This is a genomic window from Shewanella sp. SM20, from assembly GCF_025654545.1.
Lineage (GTDB): Bacteria > Pseudomonadota > Gammaproteobacteria > Enterobacterales > Shewanellaceae > Shewanella > Shewanella oncorhynchi.
In genome coordinates this window covers 1-25,925 of sequence record NZ_JAKKRK010000037.1, presented here as the reverse complement: position 1 = coordinate 25,925, position 25,925 = coordinate 1, and the positions used below count along the sequence as shown (strand labels likewise).

Annotated in this window: 18 protein-coding genes and 3 tRNA genes; 9 read left to right on the top strand and 12 right to left on the bottom strand. The window is 45.3% G+C overall.

The window, feature by feature from the left end:
* Positions 1–226: 226 nt before the first annotated feature.
* From lon to L5M18_RS15430, 7 genes are all read right to left on the bottom strand, one after another.
* Entirely contained in the window at positions 227–2,584 is a 2,358-nt protein-coding gene (lon, locus tag L5M18_RS15460; RefSeq protein WP_105252934.1) for an endopeptidase La, read from the bottom strand.
* A 132-nt stretch (positions 2,585–2,716) separates the two neighbouring features.
* Positions 2,717–3,997 (bottom strand): ATP-dependent protease ATP-binding subunit ClpX, encoded by a 1,281-nt coding sequence (gene clpX / locus L5M18_RS15455; protein WP_028760467.1) that lies wholly within the window; start codon positions 3,995–3,997, stop codon positions 2,717–2,719.
* Positions 3,998–4,081: 84 nt separating this feature from the next.
* A complete protein-coding gene (gene clpP / locus L5M18_RS15450; RefSeq protein ID WP_063883148.1) occupies positions 4,082–4,690 on the bottom strand; it encodes an ATP-dependent Clp endopeptidase proteolytic subunit ClpP in 609 nt (202 codons plus the stop codon).
* Positions 4,691–4,779: 89 nt separating this feature from the next.
* Positions 4,780–6,084, bottom strand: coding sequence for a trigger factor (gene tig, locus L5M18_RS15445; protein WP_028760469.1), 1,305 nt, complete (start codon positions 6,082–6,084; stop codon positions 4,780–4,782).
* 261 nt (positions 6,085–6,345) lie between these two features.
* Positions 6,346–6,421, bottom strand: a tRNA-His gene (locus L5M18_RS15440).
* A gap of 9 nt (positions 6,422–6,430) precedes the next feature.
* Positions 6,431–6,507, bottom strand: a tRNA-Arg gene (locus L5M18_RS15435).
* Between the two features lie 117 nt (positions 6,508–6,624).
* Positions 6,625–6,701 (bottom strand) — tRNA-Pro (locus L5M18_RS15430).
* A gap of 364 nt (positions 6,702–7,065) precedes the next feature.
* Between L5M18_RS15430 and folD the strand changes: the two genes are divergently transcribed.
* Positions 7,066–7,920 (top strand): bifunctional methylenetetrahydrofolate dehydrogenase/methenyltetrahydrofolate cyclohydrolase FolD, encoded by an 855-nt coding sequence (gene folD / locus L5M18_RS15425; protein ID WP_263197627.1) that lies wholly within the window; start codon positions 7,066–7,068, stop codon positions 7,918–7,920.
* A gap of 225 nt (positions 7,921–8,145) precedes the next feature.
* On the opposite strand, the gene cysS is transcribed toward folD, so the two are convergent.
* Positions 8,146–9,525 carry a cysteine--tRNA ligase gene (gene cysS, locus L5M18_RS15420; RefSeq protein ID WP_263138180.1) on the bottom strand — a complete coding sequence of 460 codons (1,380 nt, stop codon included), beginning with the start codon at positions 9,523–9,525 and terminating at the stop codon, positions 8,146–8,148.
* A gap of 140 nt (positions 9,526–9,665) precedes the next feature.
* Between cysS and L5M18_RS15415 the strand changes: the two genes are divergently transcribed.
* Together L5M18_RS15415 and L5M18_RS15410 are read left to right on the top strand one after the other, a co-directional pair.
* Positions 9,666–10,160 carry a peptidylprolyl isomerase gene (locus L5M18_RS15415; protein WP_198572192.1) on the top strand — a complete coding sequence of 165 codons (495 nt, stop codon included), beginning with the start codon at positions 9,666–9,668 and terminating at the stop codon, positions 10,158–10,160.
* Between the two features lie 8 nt (positions 10,161–10,168).
* Complete coding sequence (locus L5M18_RS15410; RefSeq protein WP_263197625.1) at positions 10,169–10,894, top strand: UDP-2,3-diacylglucosamine diphosphatase; 726 nt, start codon at positions 10,169–10,171, stop codon at positions 10,892–10,894.
* 167 nt (positions 10,895–11,061) lie between these two features.
* Here the strand turns inward: L5M18_RS15410 and miaE are convergent, their stop codons facing one another.
* Positions 11,062–11,832 carry a tRNA isopentenyl-2-thiomethyl-A-37 hydroxylase MiaE gene (gene miaE, locus L5M18_RS15405; RefSeq protein WP_263197624.1) on the bottom strand — a complete coding sequence of 257 codons (771 nt, stop codon included), beginning with the start codon at positions 11,830–11,832 and terminating at the stop codon, positions 11,062–11,064.
* A gap of 283 nt (positions 11,833–12,115) precedes the next feature.
* Between miaE and L5M18_RS15400 the strand changes: the two genes are divergently transcribed.
* Positions 12,116–12,712 (top strand): Yip1 family protein, encoded by a 597-nt coding sequence (locus tag L5M18_RS15400; protein WP_105252940.1) that lies wholly within the window; start codon positions 12,116–12,118, stop codon positions 12,710–12,712.
* 180 nt (positions 12,713–12,892) lie between these two features.
* Here the strand turns inward: L5M18_RS15400 and glnS are convergent, their stop codons facing one another.
* From glnS to L5M18_RS15385, 3 genes are all read right to left on the bottom strand, one after another.
* Entirely contained in the window at positions 12,893–14,563 is a 1,671-nt protein-coding gene (gene glnS / locus L5M18_RS15395; RefSeq protein WP_173245638.1) for a glutamine--tRNA ligase, read from the bottom strand.
* A gap of 216 nt (positions 14,564–14,779) precedes the next feature.
* Positions 14,780–17,074, bottom strand: a complete 2,295-nt coding sequence (gene feoB, locus L5M18_RS15390) for a Fe(2+) transporter permease subunit FeoB (RefSeq protein WP_263197622.1) — start codon at positions 17,072–17,074, stop codon at positions 14,780–14,782.
* The gene (locus tag L5M18_RS15385; protein ID WP_028760477.1) at positions 17,067–17,306 is read right to left on the bottom strand and encodes a ferrous iron transport protein A; all 240 of its coding nucleotides are present in this window, start codon (positions 17,304–17,306) and stop codon (positions 17,067–17,069) included. Before L5M18_RS15385 ends, feoB begins: the two co-directional genes overlap by 8 nt.
* A 440-nt stretch (positions 17,307–17,746) precedes the next feature.
* Between L5M18_RS15385 and L5M18_RS15380 the strand changes: the two genes are divergently transcribed.
* The 5 genes from L5M18_RS15380 to L5M18_RS15360 all read left to right on the top strand — a co-directional run.
* On the top strand, positions 17,747–18,706 hold the full coding sequence (locus L5M18_RS15380) for a DmsE family decaheme c-type cytochrome (RefSeq protein ID WP_263197621.1): 960 nt from the start codon (positions 17,747–17,749) through the stop codon (positions 18,704–18,706).
* A 13-nt stretch (positions 18,707–18,719) separates the two neighbouring features.
* Complete coding sequence (locus tag L5M18_RS15375; RefSeq protein WP_263197620.1) at positions 18,720–20,870, top strand: MtrB/PioB family decaheme-associated outer membrane protein; 2,151 nt, start codon at positions 18,720–18,722, stop codon at positions 20,868–20,870.
* Positions 20,871–20,905: 35 nt separating this feature from the next.
* On the top strand, positions 20,906–22,825 hold the full coding sequence (locus L5M18_RS15370) for an OmcA/MtrC family decaheme c-type cytochrome (protein ID WP_263197619.1): 1,920 nt from the start codon (positions 20,906–20,908) through the stop codon (positions 22,823–22,825).
* 248 nt (positions 22,826–23,073) lie between these two features.
* Positions 23,074–25,605, top strand: a complete 2,532-nt coding sequence (locus L5M18_RS15365) for an OmcA/MtrC family decaheme c-type cytochrome (RefSeq protein ID WP_263197618.1) — start codon at positions 23,074–23,076, stop codon at positions 25,603–25,605.
* 176 nt (positions 25,606–25,781) lie between these two features.
* A partial coding sequence (locus tag L5M18_RS15360; protein ID WP_263196006.1) for a transposase occupies positions 25,782–25,925 on the top strand: 144 nt, incomplete at its 3' end.

Below are 25,925 nucleotides of genomic sequence, written 5' to 3'. Positions count from 1 at the left end.
AACCAAATCCGTCTCTAGAGCGGTCTGCGGAGGCTTTTATAACAAGCTTGAATTCAAAGTTCAAGCTGAGTTCGAAAACCAAAGAATTAAAACTGGATACAGCTCAAAGCCAGTTGCGCCAAGGGCTTGGAGCAGCTGGCTCTCCACAGACCTAGGCTACCACAGGTCTGCGCTTTGTTAAGCCCCTTTTTTCATTTTTTTTAACGTGATAGCGCAATTTCTTGCGTTATGCCAAGTTTTTAACCACTTCGAAGCCTTCCACCGGCCTTTCTAGGGCCAGTTTTAACACTTCATCGACCCAACGCACGGGACGAATTTCTAAATCGGCAATCACATTGGCAGGAATTTCTTCCAAATCACGCTCGTTTTCTTTTGGAATAAGCACCAATTTTATGCCGCCGCGGTGTGCTGCTAGCAGTTTTTCTTTCAAACCACCGATAGGTAACACTTCACCACGTAAGGTTATTTCACCTGTCATGGCCACATCAGCACGCACGGGGTTACCCGTTAAGCTTGATACTAACGCGGTACACATAGCCGCACCGGCAGATGGACCATCTTTGGGTGTCGCACCTTCTGGCACATGCACGTGGATATCACGCTTCTCGTAGAAATCCGCATTGATACCTAATTGTTCCGCACGGGCGCGAACAACTGTCATCGCTGCTTGAATCGACTCTTGCATCACGTCGCCAAGGGAACCGGTATAGGTTAACTTCCCTTTACCTGGCACTGAGGTTGCTTCAATCGTCAGTAAGTCACCGCCCACCTGAGTCCAAGCTAAGCCAGTCACTTGACCGATTTGGTTCTTAGACTCGGCTTTGCCGTAATCAAAGCGCTGCACGCCAAGGAAAGACTTAAGATTCTCTTGGTTGACAGTCACAGACTTGACAGACTTATCGAGCAAAATCATTTTCACGACTTTACGGCAAATCTTAGACAATTCACGCTCGAGTGAACGCACACCAGCTTCACGGGTGTAATAACGGATAATGCCAACGATAGCACTATCATCGACTTTAATTTCAGTGGCTTTTAAACCATTGCGCTCGATTTGCTTATTCAGCAAATGTTGCTTAGCAATATTCAGTTTCTCGTCTTCGGTGTAACCCGATAAACGAATGACTTCCATACGGTCAAGTAGTGGCCCAGGAATATCCATGGAGTTTGACGTTGCAACAAACATCACATCGGATAGGTCGTAATCGACTTCGAGGTAATGATCGTTAAAGGTCGCATTTTGCTCAGGATCTAACACTTCTAATAAAGCAGAAGCCGGATCGCCGCGCATATCAGAACTCATCTTGTCGATTTCATCAAGCAAGAATAACGGGTTTTTCACGCCGACTTTAGCCATCTTTTGAATGACTTTACCTGGCATAGACCCAATGTAAGTACGGCGATGACCACGGATTTCCGCTTCATCACGCACGCCACCGAGGGCAACACGCACATACTTACGACCGGTCGCCTTAGCGATCGATTGACCTAGCGAGGTTTTACCCACACCTGGTGGCCCCACTAAACACAGGATTGGCCCTTTAAGCTGGCGCACTCGGCTTTGGACTGCCAAATATTCCAAGATACGTTCTTTGACTTTTTCAAGACCAAAATGATCAGTGTCGAGTACTTCTTGGGCTTTGGCTAAATCACGTTTGATTTTAGAGCGTTGGCTCCAAGGCACAGCCGTCATCCAATCGACATAACTGCGAACAACCGTCGCTTCAGCCGACATTGGTGACATCATGCGTAACTTGTTAAGCTCGGCGAGGGCTTTCTCTTTCGCCTCAGCGGGCATGTTAGCCTCTTCAATCTTACGATTTAAGGCTTCAAATTCGTCATGGCCTTCATCTAGGTCACCCAGTTCTTTCTGGATGGCTTTCATCTGTTCGTTCAGATAGTACTCACGCTGACTCTTTTCCATCTGTTTTTTAACGCGAGTCCGGATACGTTTCTCAACCTGTAATAGGTCGATCTCCGATTCCATCATCGCCATTAGATATTCCAGACGTTCGCCGACGTTGACCATCTCAAGCACAGATTGCTTATCTTCAAGCTTAAGTGGCATGTGTGCGGCCATAGTATCGGCCAGACGCGCCGCTTCATCGATACCCGATAAAGAGGTCAAGACTTCTGGCGGGATCTTTTTGTTCAGCTTGATATAACCTTCAAACTGACCAATAGCACTACGCACTAACACTTCTTCTTCTTTGTCTTCCAGCGGTTCTGATTCCAGATACTCAGCCTTAGCCACAAAAAATTCTGTTTCTTGGGTATAACGGGTAATACGGGCGCGACGACCGCCTTCAACCAGCACTTTGACTGTACCGTCTGGCAGCTTAAGTAACTGTAAAATAGAGGCAACCGTACCCACTTCGAAGATGTCATCTTTTGATGGTTCATCGAGCTCGGCATCACGCTGCGCCACTAAAATAATTTGCTTATCCTGCGCCATTGCCGTTTCGAGACATCGAATAGATTTTTCTCGTCCGACAAATAACGGAATTACCATATGGGGATAGACCACCACATCTCGCAGTGGCAGCACGGGGAGTTCGATATGCGCTTCACGCTCTTGGGTCATAGTTCGATTCCGTTTTGGTGAAATGGATTAATACTGGAGTATATTGGGACGCTTTATGGAGTTTCAATGGCTAATACGAAAAAAGGAGTCCATTGGACTCCTTGTTTTTCAGTTTATTAGCGATCAGTACAATTATTGTTCGCCTGATGCCACTTGGGCCTCATTGTGCTCGTAAATCAAGATTGGAGCAGATTCCCCTTTCACTACTGATTCATCCACAACGGCCTTCACCACACCGTCAACGGATGGGATATCGTACATAGTATCCAGCAGAATACTTTCAACGATGGAGCGTAGACCACGGGCACCTGTCTTGCGAGACATGGCTTTGTGAGCAATCGCTTTAAGCGCATCTTCGCGGAACTCAAGCTCTACCCCTTCCATCTCAAATAACGCACTGTATTGCTTAGTTAGGGCATTTTTAGGTTGAGATAGAATTTGTACTAAAGCTTCTTCATCCAGCTCAGTCAGAGTCGCAACCACTGGTAGACGACCGATAAACTCAGGGATTAAACCGTATTTGACTAAATCGCCAGGTTCTACTTGTGATAACGTTTCAGAGATCGTCGCCTTCTCTTTCTCGCCTTTCACCTGTGCACCAAAACCGATGCCCGAGCCAACGTGCGCACGTTGCTCAATCACTTTCTCAAGCCCTGCAAACGCACCACCACAGATAAAGAGGATCTTAGAAGTATCGACTTGTAAGAATTCTTGCTGTGGATGCTTACGGCCACCTTGTGGTGGAACCGCGGCAACAGTGCCTTCAATCAGCTTAAGCAGTGCTTGCTGTACACCCTCACCCGATACGTCACGGGTGATTGATGGATTGTCTGACTTACGGCTAATTTTATCGATTTCATCGATATAAACGATACCACGCTGCGCTTTCTCAACATCGTAGTCGCACTTTTGCAGCAACTTTTGAATGATGTTTTCAACGTCTTCACCCACATAACCCGCTTCAGTCAGCGTAGTAGCATCTGCCATAGTGAAAGGCACATTGAGTGAGCGCGCAAGGGTTTCAGCCAGTAGGGTTTTACCGCTACCCGTTGGACCGATAAGCAAAATATTACTCTTGCCCAGCTCGATACCATCTTTAGGCGATGCATTTTTTAAACGCTTATAGTGGTTATACACTGCCACAGAAAGCACTTTTTTCGCTCTGTCTTGGCCAATAACATAATCGTCTAAATGTGCACGCAACTCATGTGGTGTCGGTAATTTATCGCTATCACGCTTTGGAGAGATTTCTTTAATCTCTTCACGAATGATGTCGTTACATAACTCAACACATTCGTCGCATACATACACTGATGGGCCAGCAATGAGTTTTCTGACTTCATGCTGGCTCTTTCCGCAAAAAGAGCAGTACAGCAATTTACCGCTGTCACCATTATTTTTGTTGTCGCCCATTAATTACCTCATTTGCAGTCTGCTCTACTGCCTGTCTTAAATTTGCTTAACTTTTACAAAGCATAGCTCAGTCAAAAGCAAAAATCAGCCGCGTTTCGTCATCACAGAGTCAACTAAGCCATATTCGACGGCTTGAGTTGCACTCATGAAGTTGTCACGATCAGTATCGCGTTCAATCACTTCGAGCGGTTGACCTGTGTGTTCAGCGAGCATTAGGTTAAGCTTATTTTTAATGCCTAAGATTTCTTTGGCATGAATAGCAATATCTGATGCTTGACCTTGGAAACCACCCAGCGGTTGATGGATCATCACGCGAGAGTTTGGTAAACAGTGACGCTTACCCTTCTCACCACCAGCTAACAAGAAAGCGCCCATACTAGCGGCTTGGCCGATACAGACAGTGCTAACATTCGGTTTGATAAACTGCATGGTATCATAAATCGCCATGCCTGCGGTGACAGAGCCACCAGGAGAGTTAATGTATAAAAAGATATCTTTATCTGGGCTTTCTGATTCTAAGAATAATAGTTGCGCCACGATAAGGTTTGCCATGTGTTCTTCAACTTGACCTACCAAAAAGATAATCCGCTCTTTCAACAAACGAGAATAAATATCGTATGAGCGTTCACCCTTAGCAGTCTGTTCGATCACCATAGGCACTAAAGCACTTTGTATGTCTGACGCATTATGCATTATTCACTTCCCTAAATAAAAATGGCTCGCATGAGGAGCCTCATACGAGCCATTATAAATGGCGAACAGCTAATCAAGTCAAGCTTAGCTTATGCGCGACCGGTAGCCTTGTTCATAAATTCTTCAAAAGCGACTTGTTTTTCGGTCACTTTGGCAGATTTCAACAGTGCTTCAACCGCTTGCTCTTCTAAAGCAACGTTGCGCATGTTTTGCATCAGCTCTTTGTTGCTGTTGTAATAAGCAACCACTTCACTTGGATCTTCGTAGGCTGAAGCCATAGAAGCGATCAAGCCTTGTACGCGTTCATCTTCCGCTTTCAGTTCGTTAGTCTTGATGACTTCGCCTAATAACAGACCGATTTTAACACGACGTGCAGCTTGTTCAGTGAACAATTCAGCTGGCAGTTCTGGCATGTTAGCCGATTGGCCGCCAAAACGTTGCATGGCTTGTTGACGCAGAACGTTAACTTCGCCATCGATCAATGCTTTTGGCAAAGTGATATCGTTGTTAGCTAACAGACCATTGATCACTTGCTCTTTCACGTTAGCTTTTAACGCTTGCTCAAGTTCACGGTTCATGTTTTTACGGATTTCAGTTTTAAGGGCTTCTAAGCCACCTTCGCTGATACCAAACAGAGCAGCAAACTCATCGTTTACTTCTGGCAGGTTAGCCGCTTGCACTTCTGTCAGCGTAATCGCGAACTTAGCCGCTTTACCTTTCAGGTTTTCAGCGTGATATTCTTCAGGGAAGTTCACGTCGATAACAAATTCTTCGCCCGCTTTGTGACCTAAGATACCTGCTTCAAAACCAGGGATCATACGGCCGCTACCTAATTGCAGTTCGAAATCATCAGCTTTGCCGCCTTCAAATTCTTCACCGTCAACTGAGCCAACAAAGTTCATTTTCACTTTGTCGCCATCAGCAGCTTCACGCTCAACAGCAGCGAAAGTAGCGTGTTGTTTACGTAAGGTTTCAATCATAGTGTCAACGTCAGCGTCAGTCACTTCAGCTTTTGGCTGTTCTACTTCGATTGCATCTAAGCCTTTCAGCTCAACTTCTGGATAGATTTCAAAGGTAGCGATAAATTCGAATTTTTCGCCATCAGTAGAACCAGGAACAAAAGTCGGTGCACCCGCTGGGTTTAACTTCTCAGCAATAATTGCTTCGATGAAGTTACGTTGCATCACTTCACCCATGATGTCTTGACGAATCGCTGCGCCGTAACGTTTGTTTATAACAGTAACAGGCACTTTACCAGGACGGAAACCTGGGATACGAGCACGCTTAGCTTCACGTTGTAAACTGTCTTTAACCAGCTTTTCAATTTGTTCAGCAGGAACAGAAATGGTCAGGCGACGCTCTAGGCCTTGGGTTGCTTCAACAGAAACTTGCATTGTTTTACCTCGAAATTTGTCTAACGTCCTTTGTAATAGCCGATTCATCAACTATTCAGGTATTCGTTTCTTGATCATTAAATTTGACTACAATGCCCACCACAACTGGCTTTAGGCACAGGTCGCTCATAGTTGATATCTATCAAGACGCGACATTATAGCCACCGTTTTCTGCAGAGTCGAGCCTCAACAGCCGAATCTGGGGTATAAAAAAAGCGACACAAGGTCGCTTTTTTTAATTTGTACTCAAAGTACTAAAAATGGGGTGACTGATGGGGCTCGAACCCACGACAACCGGAATCACAATCCGGGACTCTACCAACTGAGCTACAATCACCACTGAAACTGGTACGCCCGGCAGGATTCGAACCTGCGACCACCCGCTTAGAAGGCGGGTGCTCTATCCAACTGAGCTACGGGCGCATGGTTTACAGAATTTTCTGTATCCTAACCGATTTGGAAAGCATTTATGCTAACCCTATCATTTGCCTATTTTAGTTCAAATTATTTTTGAATTCATTGAAGCAAACGACAATAAAGTGGTCGGTGATAGAGGATTCGAACCTCTGACCCTCTGGTCCCAAACCAGATGCGCTACCGGACTGCGCTAATCACCGAAGGTCTTACATTTTACTTGGTATCAACTCAGAGGGTTCCCTCTGGCCCGCTCTCATCCAAAATCTGGATGCACTATCGGACTGCGCTAATCACCGAAGGTCTTATATGACAGTTTCAGCGCAAGATGAACACATCTGCCTGAGAACGGAGCGCATCTTATCCCCTCACTTTACACCCGTCAACGATTTTTTTTTCGTTCGACTCTAGGTGCTGAATTATCAGGCTAATCTGGTTTTTTTTATCCACTTGGCAACGGCTTTAACCATGACACAGTAGCTGTGCCCTGTTAAAATAGCCACGATTGCCAATCTCTGTGTTAACTACTGTTTTCACCATCGCCCATATAAAGGATATCCTACACCCATGACAGCCCAAATAATCGACGGCAAGGCGATTGCTCAATCCATCCGCACTAAGCTCAGCGAAAAAGTCACCGCCCGCAAAGAGGCTGGACAACGCGTACCGGGTTTAGCCGTAATATTAGTGGGAGCCGATCCGGCATCACAAGTTTATGTTGGCAGTAAACGTAAGGCTTGTGAAGAAGTTGGATTTATTTCTCGTTCATACGATTTAGAAACAAACTGCACTGAAGATGAATTACTCAACCTGATTGATAGTCTTAATGATGATCCGACAATTGATGGCATCTTAGTGCAACTGCCATTACCCGCGCATATCGAAGACTCAAAAGTCATCGAGCGTATCCGCCCAGATAAAGACGTCGATGGATTTCACCCGTACAACGTCGGCCGTTTAGCCCAGCGTATTCCGGTGCTGCGCTCTTGTACCCCAATGGGCATAATGACACTCATCAAATCCACCGGCGTTGATACCTATGGTTTAGATGCTGTTGTGGTTGGCGCATCGAATATTGTCGGCCGCCCAATGACCTTAGAGTTGCTGCTTGCTGGCTGCACCACCACTACTTGCCACCGCTTCACTAAGAATCTCGAACAAAAAATCCGTCAGGCAGATCTCGTGGTCGTTGCAGTGGGTAAACCCGGCTTTATTCCTGGCGAGTGGATCAAGCCTGGCGCGATTGTAATAGATGTGGGTATTAACCGTTTAGATAACGGCACCTTAGTCGGCGATGTGCAATATGACATTGCTGCGCAAAATGCCAGCTTTATCACTCCAGTCCCCGGCGGTGTCGGCCCGATGACGATTGCAAGCCTATTAGAAAACACCTTATATGCCGCCGAGCAGTATCATTACTAGGTTCTAGGTTCTAGGTTCTAGGTTCTAGGTTCTAGGTTCTAGGTTCTAGGTTCTAGGTTCTAGGTTCTAGGTTCTAGGTTCTAGGTTCTAGGTTCTAGGTTCTAGGTTCTAGGTTCTAGGTTCTAGGTTCTAGGTTCTAGGTTCTAGCAAGCATAAAAAAACCTGCATGATGCAGGTTTTTTATTTACTGAAGATTTTCTTGAATTAAAAATATAGCGAATAAGCTTATTTCTTACGCCAAGTGGTGCCACTTGGACCATCTTCAAGCACAACGCCCAAAATATCTAAACGATTACGCGCCACATCCGCAGCAGCCCAATCCTTTTCGGTACGAGCACGGTTACGCTCAACGATTAAGGCTTCGATTTCGGCCACTTCATCGTCACTACCGCCGCCTTGAAAGAAGGCCTCTGGCTCTTGGCTTAATAGACCTAACACATCCGCTAATTGCTTCAAGGTGACCGCTAATGCCGATGCCTGTGCCATATCGGTCAGTTTTAAACGATTGATCTCACGCACCATGTCAAAAAGGACTGAATAGGCTTCAGGTGTATTAAAGTCATCATCCATCGCCGCTTTAAATTTCGCGACAAACTCTTCTGCAGGCGCCGCAACGACAGTTAAGTCGACATCTTTAATCGCCGTATACAAACGCTCTAAAGCTGAGCGAGCTTGTTTCAAGTTATCTTCTGAATAGTTCAGTTGGCTACGATAATGGCCAGATAATAAGAAATAACGCACAGTTTCAGCATCATAGTGACCAAGTACATCGCGAATAGTGAAGAAGTTGCCTAAGGACTTAGACATCTTTTCACGGTCAACCATCACCATGCCAGTGTGCATCCAATAGTTGACGTATGGCGTGTCATGGGCACAGCAAGACTGAGCGATTTCATTCTCATGATGTGGGAACTGTAAGTCAGAGCCGCCGCCATGGATATCAAAATGCAAACCTAAATGTTTGCTGTTCATGGCCGAACATTCGATATGCCAGCCAGGACGACCCGGTCCCCATGGAGATTCCCACGTTGGTTCGCCAGGTTTAGACATTTTCCACAACACAAAATCCATTGGATTTTGCTTGGTTTCGTCCACTTCAACCCGAGCACCGGCTTGCAGTTGATCTAAATTCTGGCCCGATAAACGGCCATAATCAGGATATGAGGCCACGCTGAAAAGCACATCACCATCGCTCGCCACATAGGCATGACCACGGGCGAGTAATAACTCAACCATGTCGATGATTTCGGCAATATGAAGGGTCGCGCGCGGTTCAAAATCGGGACGCAACATATTTAAGGCATCGAAGTCTTGGTGCATTTCACCAATAAGACGCTCGGTTAAGGCTTCACAGCTTTCGTTATTCTCGTTAGCGCGCTTGATGATTTTGTCATCAACATCAGTAATATTGCGCTGAAAATTCACTTCATAACCCGCGTAACGCAGGTAGCGCACTATCATGTCGAAAGAAACAAAAGTACGGCCATGACCAATATGACAGAGATCGTATATGGTCACACCACACACGTACATCCCAATTTTCCCGGGATTAATTGGCTTAAATTCCTGTTTTTGGCGGGTAATACTGTTGTAAATCTTCAACATCGATATTCTCTTCAATGATACATTCAGGTGTAAAATCAAGGAGTCAGTCTATCACGGCCTGACAGGTTTTGAATACTGCACTTTGCGCGCAATCCGAGATAAGTTAGAATCGCGCCACTATTTACACTGAGTATGAAAACATGATCACATTACACACTAATTTGGGCGACATTAAACTGCAACTGAACGCTGAAAAAGCACCGCTAACAGTAGCAAACTTCATGAAATATGTTGACGAAGGTTTCTTCGACGGCACTATCTTCCACCGTGTGATAGACGGTTTCATGATCCAAGGTGGTGGCTTCAACGAAGACATGAGCCAAAAGCGTTGTAACGAGCCAGTGAAGAACGAAGCCAATAACGGTTTATCAAACCGTACTGGTACTGTCGCTATGGCGCGTACTTCAGATCCACATTCAGCTACTGCGCAGTTCTTCATTAACGTGAACGACAACACTTTCCTCGATTTTAAATCAGAAACCTCACAGGGCTGGGGCTACTGCGTATTCGGCGAAATCGTTGAAGGCATGGACATTATCGAAAAAATCAAGGCCGTTAGCACTGGCAACCGTGGTATGCATCAAGATGTGCCATTAGAAGCCATTGTGATTGAAAAAGTCAGCGTCGCGGCATAATACGGCGAATGCGAACTCTATTTATAGGCGATCTGCACCTGAGTGCAGATCGCCTTGATATCACCCAAGCGTTCACTCGCTTTCTCGACACTGAACTCGATGATGCTGACGCCCTTTATATCCTAGGCGATTTGTTTGAAGTCTGGGTTGGTGATGATATTGCCTTGCCTTTTGCCCTAGACATCGCCGAAAAACTCAAGCAAGTATCACAAAAGTTACCCGTGTATTTTATCCATGGCAACCGTGACTTCATGCTAGGCAAACAATTTGCGCGCGCCGCAGGCATGCAAATTTTACCCGAAGTCACTCGCCTCAATTTATACGGTGTCGACACTGTAATTTTGCACGGCGACAGCTTATGTACTTTAGATAAGGCCTACCAACGCTTTCGAAAACTGCGCAGTTTATCGCTGTCTCGTTGGCTGTATGGTTGTTTATCCAAGAAAACCCGTCAGGGCATTGCTGATAAAATTCGCAGCAAGAGCAAGAACAGCAATAAGCAAAAAAGCTACACTATCATGGATGTAGAGCCCAATGCGGTCGATGTGTTATTTGCCAAGACACACACTAAGCATATGATCCACGGACATACCCACAGACCGGCCATTCATCAACTTGCTAATGGCTGTAAGCGTATAGTGGTTGGCGATTGGTATGAACAAGGCAGTGTGCTCAGTGTGAGCGCTGAAGGGATTAATTTACAGTCCTTACCCTTTGACCAGATGATGACCTAAAGGCATTGGCTTAAGTAGGCCTCATTTAGCGTTACTTAAGCTTAAATGGCTTAAATTTTTAGCTTTAATAGCTTGAAAATACTGTGATTAATGGTTTGTTAGAACCGTTAATCTTTTCAGCTGTATGGACTTAACTCTACTCGTTTGGGGAAGCAAAGCCGTTCAAATTAATTTAATAGAGGCGACCCACTGTGGAAACGAAACTCATCATCCTGCGCTAAAATCAACTCCGCTTCTAACTCGCCAAAGTACTTCACTCGCTCGCTAATATCCTCAGGTGAAACCAACTGAGCTAACGCAAGATAATCTTGATAATGTCGCGCTTCAGAGCGCAGCAGTGACACATAAAACTTACTCAGCTCACCGTCTAAATAGGGCGCCAACTTAGCAAAACGCTCGCACGAACGCGCCTCAATATACGCCCCCACAATCAGCTTATCCCGCAGGATATCTTTCTCATGGGTGGTCACATAGCTCATCATGCCTTTGGCATAACGGCCTGCGCGAATATTACGATACTCAATACTGCGCTTGTGCATTAAATCCAATACTTGTTCAAAATGATGAAACTCTTCTTTAATCAAGCGGATTAAAGGTGAAACTAAATTCGCAGCAAACTTAAAGTTGGGCTTAGGTATAAGGTCAGTTACCAACTCATTCTTTTTCACATCACGGGCTAAAAAACTTTCCACATCATGTTCTTGCGAATAAATAAACTCTTCATAGGGTTTCGCCCACGCCAACAGGGTTCGACCACTGTCTTTATCTAACGCATATTTTCGTAGCAAAAAAATCGCTGTCTGAGCGGCTTTTAACTCACAGTTACAATGGTCGATCAGCAACTCATCCAAGGAATCTGATTTTATCGCAACATCAATCCAAGTTTGCGGTGTTTCACAGTGAAGAAATGCGTGGATGGGGGCAAGAAGTTGCAGCATGGACTCACTCAATATCATTCTGAATATCACGCTATTTTACGCATATTTACTCATAAGCTATAGCATTAGGCTTAAGTAAACTTGACGTGCTGAACTTTTTGTTCAATAAATAATCTACACTCTAAAGAACTGAGATCCTGATCACACAGCCTCTCACTTCTCTATGTGTAACCAATCGATGGATAAAGAGACAGGACACCATTTTAACCTCGATTGTAGAGCTGTTATCAGCTCGTCTGACGTTTGGCGAGCCATTCATCAATGCTGAACAAGGATAATTATAATGATACTGAATCACTTAATGGGGCTATACACTCATCCAAAACAAGAGTGGCAAACAATTGAAAAAAACCATGAGGCACTGAAAAGTAGCTTAAGTCATGTAGTTCTTATCGCCTTAATTCCGGCGGTGTGCAGCTATATAGCTACGGCTTACATTGGCTGGAATCCTGGCGCTGGCGATCCTATTTACCTTACACCACAAAGTGCCCTGTTTATGTCCGCAGGCATGTATTTAGGCCTAATTGCAGGCGTATTCGCCCTTGCCTATTTAGCCTATTGGATGGCAAAAACCTTCGATGCTAACCCAACTTACACCCAAGCATTAGAGCTCGCGTCCTACACTGCAACCCCGTTGTTTATGGTCGGTTTAGCCGCATTATATCCAGTGCTATGGTTTATCATGATAGTAGGGTTGATTGGTTTAGCCTACTCAGTGTATTTACTGTACGCGGGGGTGCCTATCATTATGAATATCCCCGAAGAGAAAGGTTTTATCTACGCCAGCTCTATGGTGACAGCAGGCTTAGTACTCTTGGTGGGGCTAATGGCAACTAGTGTCATTTTATGGAGCTTAGGCTTTGGTCCTATGTACCAATAACCATTTTAATTCATCACAAATTTAATCAACAGCAACTCAAGCTCTGCGTCGCAATTGAATTTGTAGCAGAAAATAAAAAAGAAGGCCGTAAAGGCCTTCTTTTTGGGGTTTAATTAACGCTCTGAGCGAGTTAGCAGATCTGTTTGACTCACTCAGTCAAACAGATCCACTTAAGCAAAATCACTCGAAAGAATCACGCAGCGCTACGGTTAAGTTAAACACTAAATTATCCGGCGATGAATCTTTGCTGTCAGCGCAGAAATAGCCTTCACGCTCAAACTGATAGGCTTGTTCCGCAGGTGCATTCACTAAGCTTGCTTCTGCAAAACCTTGTACAACGATCAATGATTCAGGGTTCAACACTTCATCCACAGTCTCTGCCGCAGCAGGATTAGGATCGGTAAATAAACGCTGATAGAGACGGAATTCAGCAGGCTTAGCTGTAGATGCCTCAACCCAATGGATCACGCCTTTAACTTTACGGCCATCAGCAGGGTTTTTACCTAAAGTTTCAGGATCATAAGTACAGTAAACCGTCGTAATATTGCCTTCGCTGTCTTTGTCACAACGTTCAGCTTTAATCACATAGGCATTACGTAAACGCACTTCTTTACCTGTAACTAAGCGTTTGTATTGTTTGTTGGCTTCTTCTTTAAAGTCAGCCACATCAATCAATATTTCTCGGCCAAAGGCTAATTCACGCGTCCCCATGCTCTCATCATTTGGATGAGCGGCCGCTTGAATGTACTCAAGCTCACCTTCAGCATAGTTTTCAATGATGACTTTCAATGGACGCAATACGGCCATCGCACGCGGTGCATGTTCGTTCAATTCTTCACGAATACACGCATCTAACATGCCGACTTCAATCATATTCTCTTGCTTAGTCACGCCGATACGTTGACAGAACTCGCGAATTGACGCAGGCGTGTAACCACGGCGACGTAGACCAGCAATCGTTGGCATACGTGGGTCGTCCCAACCTGACACGAGTTTACGGGTCACAAGGTCGTTTAGCTTACGCTTAGACATTAAGGTATATTCAAGATTTAAGCGTGAAAACTCGTATTGACGAGTACGATTCGGCGCTTGAAAATCATTCAAATTATCCAACACCCAGTCGTATAACCGACGGTTGTCTTGGAACTCTAAAGTACATAAAGAGTGGGTAATATGTTCTAACGCATCAGAAATACAGTGGGTAAAGTCGTACATTGGGTAAATGCACCACTTGTCACCCGTTTGGTGATGATGGGCAAAACGAATACGGTAGATGATAGGATCGCGCATACACATGAATGGCGACGCCATATCAATTTTGGCACGCAGCGCACACTCACCTTCTTTAAAACCACCGTCGCGCATCTTAGCGAATAAGGCGAGGTTCTCTTCGACTGATGTGTCGCGAAAAGGACTGTTTTTACCTGGCTCTTTTAACGTACCACGGTATTCACGGGTTTCATCCGCATTCAAAAAACACACATAAGCCAAACCTTTATTAATCAGTTCAACCGCATATTGATGTAACTGATCAAAATAGTTTGATGAATAGCGAACATCACCATCCCACTGGAATCCAAGCCAACGCACATCCGCCTGAATAGAATTCACATAATCAATGTCTTCTTTTTCAGGATTAGTATCGTCAAAACGTAAATTACACAGACCGTTATAGTCTCGCGCTATCCCAAAATTTAAGCAGATAGATTTAGCATGACCAATATGAAGATAGCCATTCGGTTCCGGCGGGAAACGAGTCTGTACACTCGTGTGCTTACCGCTTTGTAAATCTTCATCTATGATATTACGAATAAAGTTACTCGGACGTACTTCAGTGTCCACATGACTCATGGAATTCCTCTTTGCGAACAATGGCAATTTTAAGAAAACCAGCATGATCCTACAGATCACCACTAGTTACAATGCCTAGGGTTAAAAACTCTGGTTTTTGACTGTTTAGGGTTATAACCGCGATAGTAAAACAATAAAAGCAGCCATGAAAGCTGCTTTTATCTTTGACCTAACTAAGCTGACATTTATTATTCAGTCACGCCGACTCAGTAAATCTTACTCGGTGATAATGCGGATCCCAGGAATAATCTGCTGGCTTCTTTTACCCTTACGTTTCAACCACAGATAAAAAGCGGCTAATGCAAACAAGAAGAAACCAATCCACAGACTTGATTGAACTGGGTGCTGCGTAAAGGTAGCGGCTTGATAAACTACCGTTGCAGAACCATAAGCCAGTGAGAAAGTCCACGTTGCCGCGAACGTCGCCCACCGAGAACCAAACTCATGCACTAAGGCGCCCATTGCCGCAACACAAGGAGTATAAAGTAAGATAAACAGCAAATAGGAGAAAGCCGCAACTTTACCACTAAAACCTGCTTGTAAAGCACCGAAAGTCGATGTCGCAACACCTTGTTCTTCAGCAACGGTTTCTTTATTGGTTAAATCACCGACCGACAGTTTAAGCGGATCGTCAAGATCTAAACCAAACAAGTTAGCTGGAATCGTTGCCAGAGCCGCATTAAAGCTTTCGCTCAATGGTGCAAGCTCTTCATCTGTCGGCGCCGCGCTGCTGTATAGACTGTTTAAGGTACCAACAACCGCTTCTTTAGCGAAAATACCCGTGATAATACCGACGGTTGCTGGCCAGTTATCCTGCTCTATGCCCATAGGCGAGAAGATAGGCGTGATTTTTTGACTCGCGACACTCAGCAAAGATGCTTGGCTATCTTCATGGCCAAATGTGCCATCAACACCAATAGCATTGATGAAGTTCAATAAGGTCACGACCAGAACAATCGTTTTACCTGCGCCTAAAATAAAACTCTTAGTGCGTTTACCTGTACGAACCATAACAGCTTTCAGCTTAGGTAGTTCATAACTTGGTAGCTCCATCACCACAGCACTACTGCTGCCTGGTAATAAAGTGCTTCTGAGTAATAAACCCGTACCGATAGCGGCAAAGATACCAATAATATACAGCAAGAAGACTAAATTCTGACCTGAATCGGGGAAGAAAGCCGCCGCAAATAGTGCGTAAACCGGAAGACGTGCACCACAGGACATAAATGGCGCCATCATCCCTGTCACAATACGCTCACGCTCACTGCCTAAGGTTCGCGTCGCCATAATTGCCGGCACTGAACAACCAAAACCGACAATCATAGGAACGAATGCTTTACCAGGCAGGCCAATACGACGCATTAAACCGTCAACCACAAATGCAGCGCGTGCCATGTAGCCAGAACTTTCGAGGATCGACAAACCGAGGAAAAGCGCCGCTATAACAGGAATAAAGGTTGATACGGTTTGAATGCCTTGGCCGACACCGCCCGCTAAGATAGTGACCAACCAAGCCGGAGAGCCCATGCTCGTCAAGAATGAACCGAAGTGATCGACAAACAATGCGCCAGCAAAAACATCAAAGAAATCAATAAAAGCACTGCCAATATTAATGCTGAACATAAACATCAAATACATCACAAACAAGAACACAGGAATGCCAAGCACAGGATGTAAAACGAGTTTATCTAATTTGTCACTGAGGGTGAGGAACCCTGACTCTTTCACTGAACCTTGAAAAACTTGTTCAACGAAATTAAAGCGCGTGGTCGCCACCATCACTTCAATATCATGGCCTTGCTGAGCGATAATCTGAGTACAGGAATTCACTTCATCCTGCAGTTCAGCATTTTTACAGCTACCACAACCCGAACCATTACCTAGCATAGCCAAAGCGCGGCCGCGACTTAATTGTTCATCTTTGCTGCAGAGTAACTGCACGCCCGCTTCAATTTGTTCATCATAATGAAGCACTAATGGGGCTTCTGAGACTCGGCCTTGAAGTAAATCGAGTACCTGTGCCTGCACTTTAGCGACATCGGCAGGATCTCGCGAACACACGCCAATCACAGGGCAACCCAGCTCTTGGCTCATTTTCTTTAAATCGACTTTAATCCCACGTTTGACAGCCGAATCAATTTTATTCAGCACCACTACCATAGGGATAGCGAGTTCACGCAATTGGGCTGTGAGATATAAGTGACGTTCGATATTAGTGGCATCGACTAAATTGATAATGCCATCGACACGTTGCTCGGCAAGGTATTGCTGCGCAATTTGCTCATCAAGTGAACAATCGCAACTATTACCCGCAGGAAGAAGGTCGTAAATACCCGGTAAGTCTGTCAGATAGACGTCAGCACCGTTTAAGGTGAAATGACCAGTCTTTTTTTCGACCGTAACACCAGACCAGTTACCCACTTGTTGATTTGCGCCTGTTAGCGCGTTAAAGAGTGTAGATTTACCCGCGTTAGGGTTTCCTACTGTGACGCAATGAAACTGCTTAGCCATTCGTCTTTTCCACCTCAATGATGTCTGCCAAATCTCTGCGCATACAAAGTTTACTACCACGAATATCCAGTTCGAGACCAGAGCCCATAGGTGCGTATCGGATCAATAAAAAACGCGTATTTGGCGTGATTCCCATGGACAACAACTTGCGCTTCACGGTTTGTGGCAGCGCCAAACGCCCCACTTCAGAAATAAGACCGCGATCGCCGGGACTGAGTTCGCTTAACTTCATTACGTATTCCACCTTGCAACAGGTTCAGCTCGAAAAACTGCGCCCATTGTAACCGAGCGATGACACTAATAACTTTACCTAGATCAAGATTTTTGATTGGTAACGATAATAGTTTTCAATTGTGTTGGGTATTATGTGATAAAAATTCCAATGAATAAACGACCAACCGAAAATAAAAATCCGCACCTTAGCATTAGTGACTATCAAGCGATGCACAGAAGTCAAAACGCTGTAAACAAATCCCACCCGAAGCAAGTGTGATCAAAATCACACTTAATCTATATCGCCTGTAAAATCATCCTTCTTTACAGTGAAAAGACCACGCAATGTTAAGCACGTGTCACACACTTGTTCTAATATTAACCAAGCTCAATAAGCTAAATTAGCAATGTCGAAAGCGTAAAAATAACAAATATAAATGCACTCGGGAAAACATAACCATGGAAATAGGGCTAAAGTTCAGAAGCATAGCTAAGGCTATGCTATGTATTTTGTTATCAATCGCGAGCGTTTCGGCCTCAGCGACCCCTTGGGATGACAAAAAACCAGAAGAAGTTGTTGCGACATTAGACAAAAAATTCGCCGAAGGTAAGTATTCCGCTAAAGGCGCTGATACTTGCCTGATGTGCCACAAAAAAAGTGCCGTGGTGATGGCAATATTTGAGGGGGTTCATGGCAACCCTAATGTGAAAGATTCACCCATGGCCGATTTGCAGTGCGAAACCTGCCACGGCCCTTTAGGGAATCATAACAAAGGTGGAAAAGAGCCGATGATCACCTTTGGCGCAAACTCCCCTGTTCCCGCGCAAAAGCAAAACAGTGTCTGTATGAGTTGCCACAATGACAGTCAACGTACCGCATGGAAAGGCAATCACCACGATAACGCCGATGTCGCCTGTAGCAGCTGCCATCAAGTGCATACCGCAAAAGATCCTATCAGCGATAAAGCCAATGAAGTCACCATTTGTACCCAGTGCCATACCCAACAAAAAGCCGATATGCACAAGCGCTCGGCGCATCCATTACAGTGGCAACAAATGGTGTGCAGTGACTGCCATAATCCCCACGGCAGTTTAAACGATTCAAGCTTGAAGCAAATGAGTGTTAATGAAAATTGCTATAGCTGTCATGCCGAAAAACGCGGCCCTAAACTGTGGGAACATGCCCCCGTCACCGACAACTGCGCTAATTGCCATAATCCCCACGGCAGCGTGAACGAAGCCATGCTGATCAGCAAACCGCCACAACTGTGTCAGCAGTGCCACGCTTCGGATGGCCATAGCAGTAATGCCTATTTTGGCAATCAAACCAATGCCTTCACTTCTGGTAATTCCTGTATGAATTGTCACGGACAAGTGCATGGCTCTAACCATCCTTCTGGCAAATTACTGCAGAGATAACAAGGGAATGATCATGCGAACAGCTAAAATGTCTCACCCTAGCGCTTATTTCTCCCTCACTTTGCTGGCTTGGGCGATAAGCGGTGTTTTGACTCAAGCACACGCCGAAGGTTATGAGCTGCAAGAAGCGAATCGAAGTAGCATAAAGACAGAGGCATGGAGCTGTAAGCAATGCCAACCTAAGACAGGGCATATTGGCAATGTCAGTGCCAGCCTCGCTTACAACGATAGTGAGGACAGCCGTTTCGGTAACAGTAGTGGGACAGATAACGAGGGTCTCGTTGGCGCCGTCGGTGCGGATATGATGTACAAAACGCAGACGGGTTATCAAACCGAGCTGGTCGCGGATAAGTTAGGTTTTGATGCGGGCTCAGCCAAGCTCACAACAGGAAGGCCGGGAAACTATCAAATCAACTTAGGTTATAGAGGCTTAGCAAACTATAACCATAATCAACTCAAAAGCCCCTATACCTCAGTGCAAGATAAAATGTTATTGCCCGATAACTGGATAACAGGCGGCACAACGCAATCTATGCCTATGTTACAGAGCAGCCTTGTTAGCCAAGATTTAAGTATTCAACGTGATCGCTTTAGTATCGGTGGTTATTACGCGGGCAAAATATCACCTGAAGGTGACAATAACAGTCACTACAAAGCCTCGCTAAACTATCAGCATGAAGACCGCAGTGGCGCAAAAAAGACCAGTGCCAATATACTCACCAATAGCGTTATGCTAGCCCAACCAATTGATGACAGTACTGATGAAGTCGATGCGAGAATTTATTTTAACGGTTCAGGCTGGCAAGCAGGCATCAATAGCCAAATCAGCCAATATAAAAATGATCACCAAGCCATGCTGTGGCAATCAGCCTACACGCCCACCTTTGGTGCAGCATACCTAGGTCAGAATGCGGTCGACCCCGACAATAAAGCCTACAGAGTTGCCGCAGAAGCCTCAGGGGGAGCAAATGGTCAAAATGTATTGATGCACGCAGGCTTTAGCCGCATGACCCAAGATGACACCTTTATTCCTGCCACCATCAATGGCCCATCGCCCGTCCTGCCTGCGGATACCTTAAATGGCCAAGTCGATATTGTAGAGATGGACCTTAAATATTCAGGACGGATAAGCCAAGATTTAAGTATGCAGGCAAGTTACAACTATCAAGACAGAGATAACAAAACGGCTCAATTAGACTTTCCGCAGATCGTCACCGACAGTATTAATCAAGGCACAGCCCAAAATAGCCTTTATGATAAGCGCACCAAAAAACTCGAACTCAAAGGCAAATACCGCTTTACCTCAGTGGCTTATGCCGAAGCGGGCTATAGCCGTAGCGAAAACGATTACACTGAACTCGACCGCCAATCCATCGACGAGTCCGGCGTGTTTGCTAAACTAAGTTATCGCTATTCACCCGCATGGTCAGCTTGGTTGAAAGGAGAAGCACTAGAGCGAGATGGCAGTGAATATCATCCCGTCGCAACCACTCAAAGTTCAAGTAATCCTTGGCTACGTAAATCCTACCTTGCCGATAGAAAAAGACAGAAAGTCACCTTACACACGGATTATCAGAGCGATATTGGTCTATCTCTTGGTGCCAGCTTACACAGTATTAATGACGACTATCATCATACCTTCGTTGGTCTAACTCAGATGTCCTATCTCGGTTACGACTTGTCAGCCCAATATGTGCTGAGCAGTGACCTCAATTTAACCGCCTTTGTTAACCAAGATTGGCGCGATTCAGACCAAGCGGGCAGTAATTCCTTCTCGACACCCGATTGGTACAGCACTGCCGAGGAAAAATCGACCTTGATTGGTGCAGGGCTTAGTTATCAAAACCTGTTCGATCATCACCTCGATATTGGTTTGGATTACAGCTATTCCGACGGACAGAGTGATACAGAAGTGACCTACGGCATCACCAGTCCCTATGGCGATTTTTACGCCCGCAAACACAATATTAATGCCTACGCCAAATATAAGTTTGCCGACAGTATGTCGCTGCGCGTCGATTGGTTATTCGAAAAATATCAAGATGCTAATTGGCAAAACCAAGGCACAAGCTGGGACACGATTCCCAACGTCCTCAGTTTTGGTGATATGGGCCACGACTACAACGCTCACTATTTAGGCTTAACCTTAAGCTACCAAATGTAACTTAGGGACTGACAGCGCATTCCAAGGATAGAAATATGAACAAGTTTGCAAAAATTCGCACTCAATTCAGTCTTATACTGGCCTTAGTTTCGCTATTAAGCGCCTGTGGCGGTGATAACGGCCAAGATGGTAATCCCGGTGAGCCTGCGAAACCGCCTGCATTAACGATAACTAACCTTAACATCATGGTCGATAAAGTCGCGATGACAGATGGCATTGCTCAAGTGGATTTTCAAGTAAGCAATCAAGATGATGAAGCCGTGATTGGTATCCCATCGGCGACATTTATTGCAGCGCAGCTTCTCCCCCAAGGTTATACAGGCGCGGGGAATAGCAGTGAATGGCAGCACTTTACCGCTGAAACCTGCGCGGCAACTTGCCCTGGCAGTCTCACAGATCATAAAAACGGTCACTACAGTTACACCTTCAGCGCCGCATTTAATGGCATGAATGGAGTGACGTTTATGCCAGAAGCGACCCAAAGAATGGTGGTCAAAATTGGCGGCGATAAACTTGCCGATAATACGCCCTTACCTATAACCAATCAGCATTATGACTGGCAATCTTCAGGTAGTAATGTCGCTTACACCCGCAACTTAGTCACAATAGAGACCTGTAATAGTTGCCACAGTAATCTAGCTTTCCATGGCAGTAGATATAATCAAATCGAAACCTGCGTCACCTGCCATAACAGCAAAAAAGTCAGTAACCCTGCGGATATTTTCCCACAAATGATCCACAGCAAACATTTAACTGGCTTCCCGCAACCCATTAGTGACTGCCAAACCTGTCACGTCGATAAGGCTGAGTTAACCGAACAGCAAAACTGGCGCAGAGTCCCGACCATGCAAGCCTGTGGTGCCTGTCATACACAGATCAATTTCCCCGCAGGCGAAGGACACCCAGTGCAAACAGATAACAGTAACTGCGTGGCGTGTCATAATGCCGACTGGACCGCAAGCGTACACAGTGATGAAGCTAAAAACGCGGCAGTGATGCAATTTAGCCCAAGCATCACCAGCGCCAGTATGGATGCCAATGGTACGGTCACTGTTGCGGTTAAGCTGATGAATCCAGCCACAGGAACTGTGTATAGCGAAAGTGCCGATAAACTAAAATTTATCAATGATTTAAGGGTATATGCCAACTGGGGAACCAGTTTTGATTATGCGACCCGTTCAGCTCGCTCGATTAAACTGCCGGAATCCACACCCATATCAGGCTCTAATGGCATTTATATCTATACGATAGCGGGCCTTACTGTGCCAGCAGGCACTGAAACGGATCATGGCGGACTTGCGATTCAAGGCAGAGTCTGTGCCAAAGATAAAGTACTGGTTGATTGCACGACTGAACTGGCGGAAGTGTTAGTGATTAAATCCAGCCACAGTTATTTTGATATGGCAGCATTGAGCAATGAAGGTCGCCGTAGCGTTGTGAGCAATGCAAGCTGCGGTAATTGCCATGGTGATCAAAAACTGAATATTCACGGCTCACGTAACGATCTCGATGGTCAATGCCAGCTATGCCATAACGCCAATATGCTGGCCGATGCGACGGCAGCCAATCCTTCAATCACGTCATTTGACTTTAAGCAGCTGATCCACGGTATTCACACCAGTCAATTCACGGGGTTTGAAAGCCTAAACTACCCAGGAAAAATCGGTAACTGTGCCCAATGTCACGTTAACGATACTGCGGGGATTTCTACCGTCGCCCTCCCCTTAAATTCAGCGGTACAACCCCTTGCCCTCGATAACGGCACTTTTACCAGCCCAATTGCCGCTGTGTGTAGCAACTGCCATTCAGATACCAGCACTCATAACCACATGGCTCAGCAAGGTGCTGTTTTTGCAGGTACAAAATCCGATGCAACCGCAGGAACTGAAACCTGTGCTTTCTGTCATGGACAGGGCGGAGTCGCGGACGTGTTGAAAGTGCATCCAATAAACTAACCCTATGATGCTGGCCTAAAAAGGCCAGCAACTGCAGATATAAAAGGAACTCATACGATGCAGCCATCTACTCCTAAAGAAATAGTCAGATCTCAGTCACATTACCCGCCTAAAGTGACTGATAAATACCAGTGACTTAGTTAGCCTTACAGATGGAAAACTAATTCCACACATCTTATGCGGGTAATGAGATTTATTCTTATTTGCCAAGCGTTTGATGATGATTACAACTATTGCAGGGAAATATCATGATGAAACGGTTCAATTTCAATACCGCAACAAAAGCGATGTTGGGTGCCGGTTTACTCTCTCTACTACTCGCCGGTTGCGGTGGTAGTGACGGTAAAGATGGTGAAGACGGAAAACCGGGTCCGGTAGGCTTAGACATAAGTCAAGCCACCACACTCAAAGCCACACTTGAAGATGTAAAAATTGACAACGGCACTGTCAGCGTAGACATAGTACTAACGAATGCGAATGGCGTTCCTGTGACGGGTCTAGAGCAATACGCTCAAATCAATGCTATCGGATTGGGTATTGCAAAACTTACCCCTGAAAGTGGCAAAGGTTACAAAACACCTCAATGGGTCAGCTATATCAACTCAGTGAAAGCAGCTGATCCTGCACGCAGTCTTGCAAATTATAGCTATACCGATGGTAAAGATAGCGCTGGCAATCCTATTACTAAAGAAGTGAAATTTACACCTGGTGATGCTATTCAAGCGAACATCGAATCTAGTTGTAAAACCACTTGTTTAACAGTGGTTGATAGTGGCGTTTACCGCTATACCTTCCAAACCAATTTAAGTACTTTGCCCGCTATTGAAGGTCTCGATTTAACCTACGACCCAACATTAGTGCACCGTATTACGTTAGAACTTCAAACCGATGGCAGTAAAGATGCCAAGTTAGTCAACAGCCATATCGACTTCTTACCAAGCGATAACTTTAGAGTAGCTAAAGAGACGGAAACGCGTACGGTTGTCGATTTAGAAGCGAACTGTATCAAGTGTCACAGCACAAATTATAGCGATACATCTTCTACTGCTAAGCCATTAGCACTACATGGCGGAAGACGGATCGGAATAGCAAACTGTCAAGTTTGTCATACCAGCTACAGTAAAGATCCAGAAACAGGATCACCTTTGGATATGGGCGCCATGGTTCATGCCATTCACAAAGGTACTTACGCTATGGTGGGTTACAGCGGAACGGCTTATGACTTTAGCGGTACTATGGCTAAAGCTGCGGCTGAAAGTGGCTACCCACAATACCGTGAAGGTAAAGACGTTTCTGAACGAGTCACTCTGCCAGTCTCTATCGGGAACTGCCAGTCTTGCCATAGCACAGATGACAAAGGACCCGTTGATGCCGCAAGCTTTAAACATCACAAAGGTTTAGCCTGCGCATCTTGTCACATGTCAGGTTTTAATCCAGTAGATAACAGTGAATGGTTAACACCACCTGAAGGTCAAAAAGACCGTGGTTTCGTTGGTAACTATTTCCATTACTATGCAACACCTGAAATTGACGGTATTCCAGGTGCAAACCTAGTCAATGTATTCCAAAATGGAGGTTGCGCTTCTTGTCACGCCGAACAAGGTGAAGAAGGCAGCGCTAAATATCACTTAGCAAAAGCTAATGCCACTAAGTTACTGCGAACTGAATATGCCTATAAATTAGAAAATGGCACATTTGATGTGGCTAAAGGAGAGTTAACATTCACAGTCAATTGGCACAGTGATGTTGCTCCACATCAAGATCCTAAAGTGAAAGAGTTTTGGGTCAGCTTAACGGCATTCAATGGCACTGAATACACCATGGGCCCACGTCCATCTAATGGTACTTTAGGTCGTAGCGAAAACCGTATTTCTGTAAATTTGGCCAAAGTTGAGACTAACGCTAACTTAACAGCGGTACCAAATGGCTCAAAAGTAACATACACATTAACAGGCATTAAAGCTGTTATTGGCACAAGTTCTGTTCCATACAAACAAATTGTTAGTATTGGTAAAGGCTTCATGGACGGCAAATTGCTGATCTGTGCAAACTCTGCAGAACTCGATCCAACGATGGATGCTGCGATTGATTGTAGTAACACTGAAGCACCAATCTACGAAGTGATTGTTGGCAGTAATAAAGCTTCATTCTCTGCCGATGCAAGTAATGTTACCGCACGTAGCATAGTCATCTCTGAAGCAAAATGTGCTAACTGTCATGGTGAGAAAGCTGACTTTTCAGCCTCTCATGCGCTGACCCATGCTGCAGACAAGCCTGATAACAGCTGTGGTACTTGTCACTCTGCTGTACCTAATACCGCGGTAGCTTTAGCCGATGGTAGTTGTGTGGCTTGTCACAATGGCGCTCCTGCTCACAGTAAAAAGCCATTTGAACGTGGTTTTGACTTTAAAGTCATGATCCACCAAATTCACGCTGATACTCGCAGTGTTCGCCGTTTAACAACAGATGCAGCAACCTTCCCTGAAAACCCAGCGAACTGCGCGGCTTGTCATGATAAAGGTCAACTTAGCTTAGCTACACTAGGCAATAAACCTGCGTTCTTAGCAAGTACTGGTGAATACTCACCAACCGTTGCAGCTTGTGCATCTTGCCATGCAACGACCGCAACTGACAGCGCAGTGATAGGCCACTTCGAAACCAATGGTGGTGTATATAACGCTGCTGCTGGCACTTACACTCCTGGTAGCGAAACCTGTGCGACCTGCCATGGTGAAGGTAAATCATTTGGTGTGGATAAAGTTCACCCAGTGAAATACTAATATGGAACCGAGTAACGAATCGCAAATCAGTCGTTACTCACATTAAATTCAGCAAAATCCCCCGCAGTGCGCTGTCTCTTCTACACAAATCCCTCGGTTTGCCCCGAGGGATTTTTTTGAACCATTTTCAATTACCCTGATCTGATCCTGACCTTTTGTTTCAGATACCACATACCATGTTTTTAAGTGAACCATCACTCTGGGCACAAAGCATTTTTCAGCGCGCACAATTAGGGGATGTACGAAGGACCAAACGGCTTGTACAGTTGGCGGCTCAACTTGCAGCTCATACAGGACAATCTATCGTGCAATCCCTTTCA

Bases quoted from the DNA above. Each gene is read 5' to 3' on its own strand.
- lon (WP_105252934.1), bottom strand. From the start codon at position 2,584: ATGACCCAAGAGCGTGAAGCGCATATCGAACTCCCCGTGCTGCCACTG.
- clpX (WP_028760467.1), bottom strand. From the start codon at position 3,997: ATGGGCGACAACAAAAATAATGGTGACAGCGGTAAATTGCTGTACTGC.
- clpP (WP_063883148.1), bottom strand. From the start codon at position 4,690: ATGCATAATGCGTCAGACATACAAAGTGCTTTAGTGCCTATGGTGATC.
- tig (WP_028760469.1), bottom strand. From the start codon at position 6,084: ATGCAAGTTTCTGTTGAAGCAACCCAAGGCCTAGAGCGTCGCCTGACC.
- folD (WP_263197627.1), top strand. From the start codon at position 7,066: ATGACAGCCCAAATAATCGACGGCAAGGCGATTGCTCAATCCATCCGC.
- cysS (WP_263138180.1), bottom strand. From the start codon at position 9,525: ATGTTGAAGATTTACAACAGTATTACCCGCCAAAAACAGGAATTTAAG.
- L5M18_RS15415 (WP_198572192.1), top strand. From the start codon at position 9,666: ATGATCACATTACACACTAATTTGGGCGACATTAAACTGCAACTGAAC.
- L5M18_RS15410 (WP_263197625.1), top strand. From the start codon at position 10,169: ATGCGAACTCTATTTATAGGCGATCTGCACCTGAGTGCAGATCGCCTT.
- miaE (WP_263197624.1), bottom strand. From the start codon at position 11,832: ATGCTGCAACTTCTTGCCCCCATCCACGCATTTCTTCACTGTGAAACA.
- L5M18_RS15400 (WP_105252940.1), top strand. From the start codon at position 12,116: ATGATACTGAATCACTTAATGGGGCTATACACTCATCCAAAACAAGAG.
- glnS (WP_173245638.1), bottom strand. From the start codon at position 14,563: ATGAGTCATGTGGACACTGAAGTACGTCCGAGTAACTTTATTCGTAAT.
- feoB (WP_263197622.1), bottom strand. From the start codon at position 17,074: ATGGCTAAGCAGTTTCATTGCGTCACAGTAGGAAACCCTAACGCGGGT.
- L5M18_RS15385 (WP_028760477.1), bottom strand. From the start codon at position 17,306: ATGAAGTTAAGCGAACTCAGTCCCGGCGATCGCGGTCTTATTTCTGAA.
- L5M18_RS15380 (WP_263197621.1), top strand. From the start codon at position 17,747: ATGGAAATAGGGCTAAAGTTCAGAAGCATAGCTAAGGCTATGCTATGT.
- L5M18_RS15375 (WP_263197620.1), top strand. From the start codon at position 18,720: ATGCGAACAGCTAAAATGTCTCACCCTAGCGCTTATTTCTCCCTCACT.
- L5M18_RS15370 (WP_263197619.1), top strand. From the start codon at position 20,906: ATGAACAAGTTTGCAAAAATTCGCACTCAATTCAGTCTTATACTGGCC.
- L5M18_RS15365 (WP_263197618.1), top strand. From the start codon at position 23,074: ATGATGAAACGGTTCAATTTCAATACCGCAACAAAAGCGATGTTGGGT.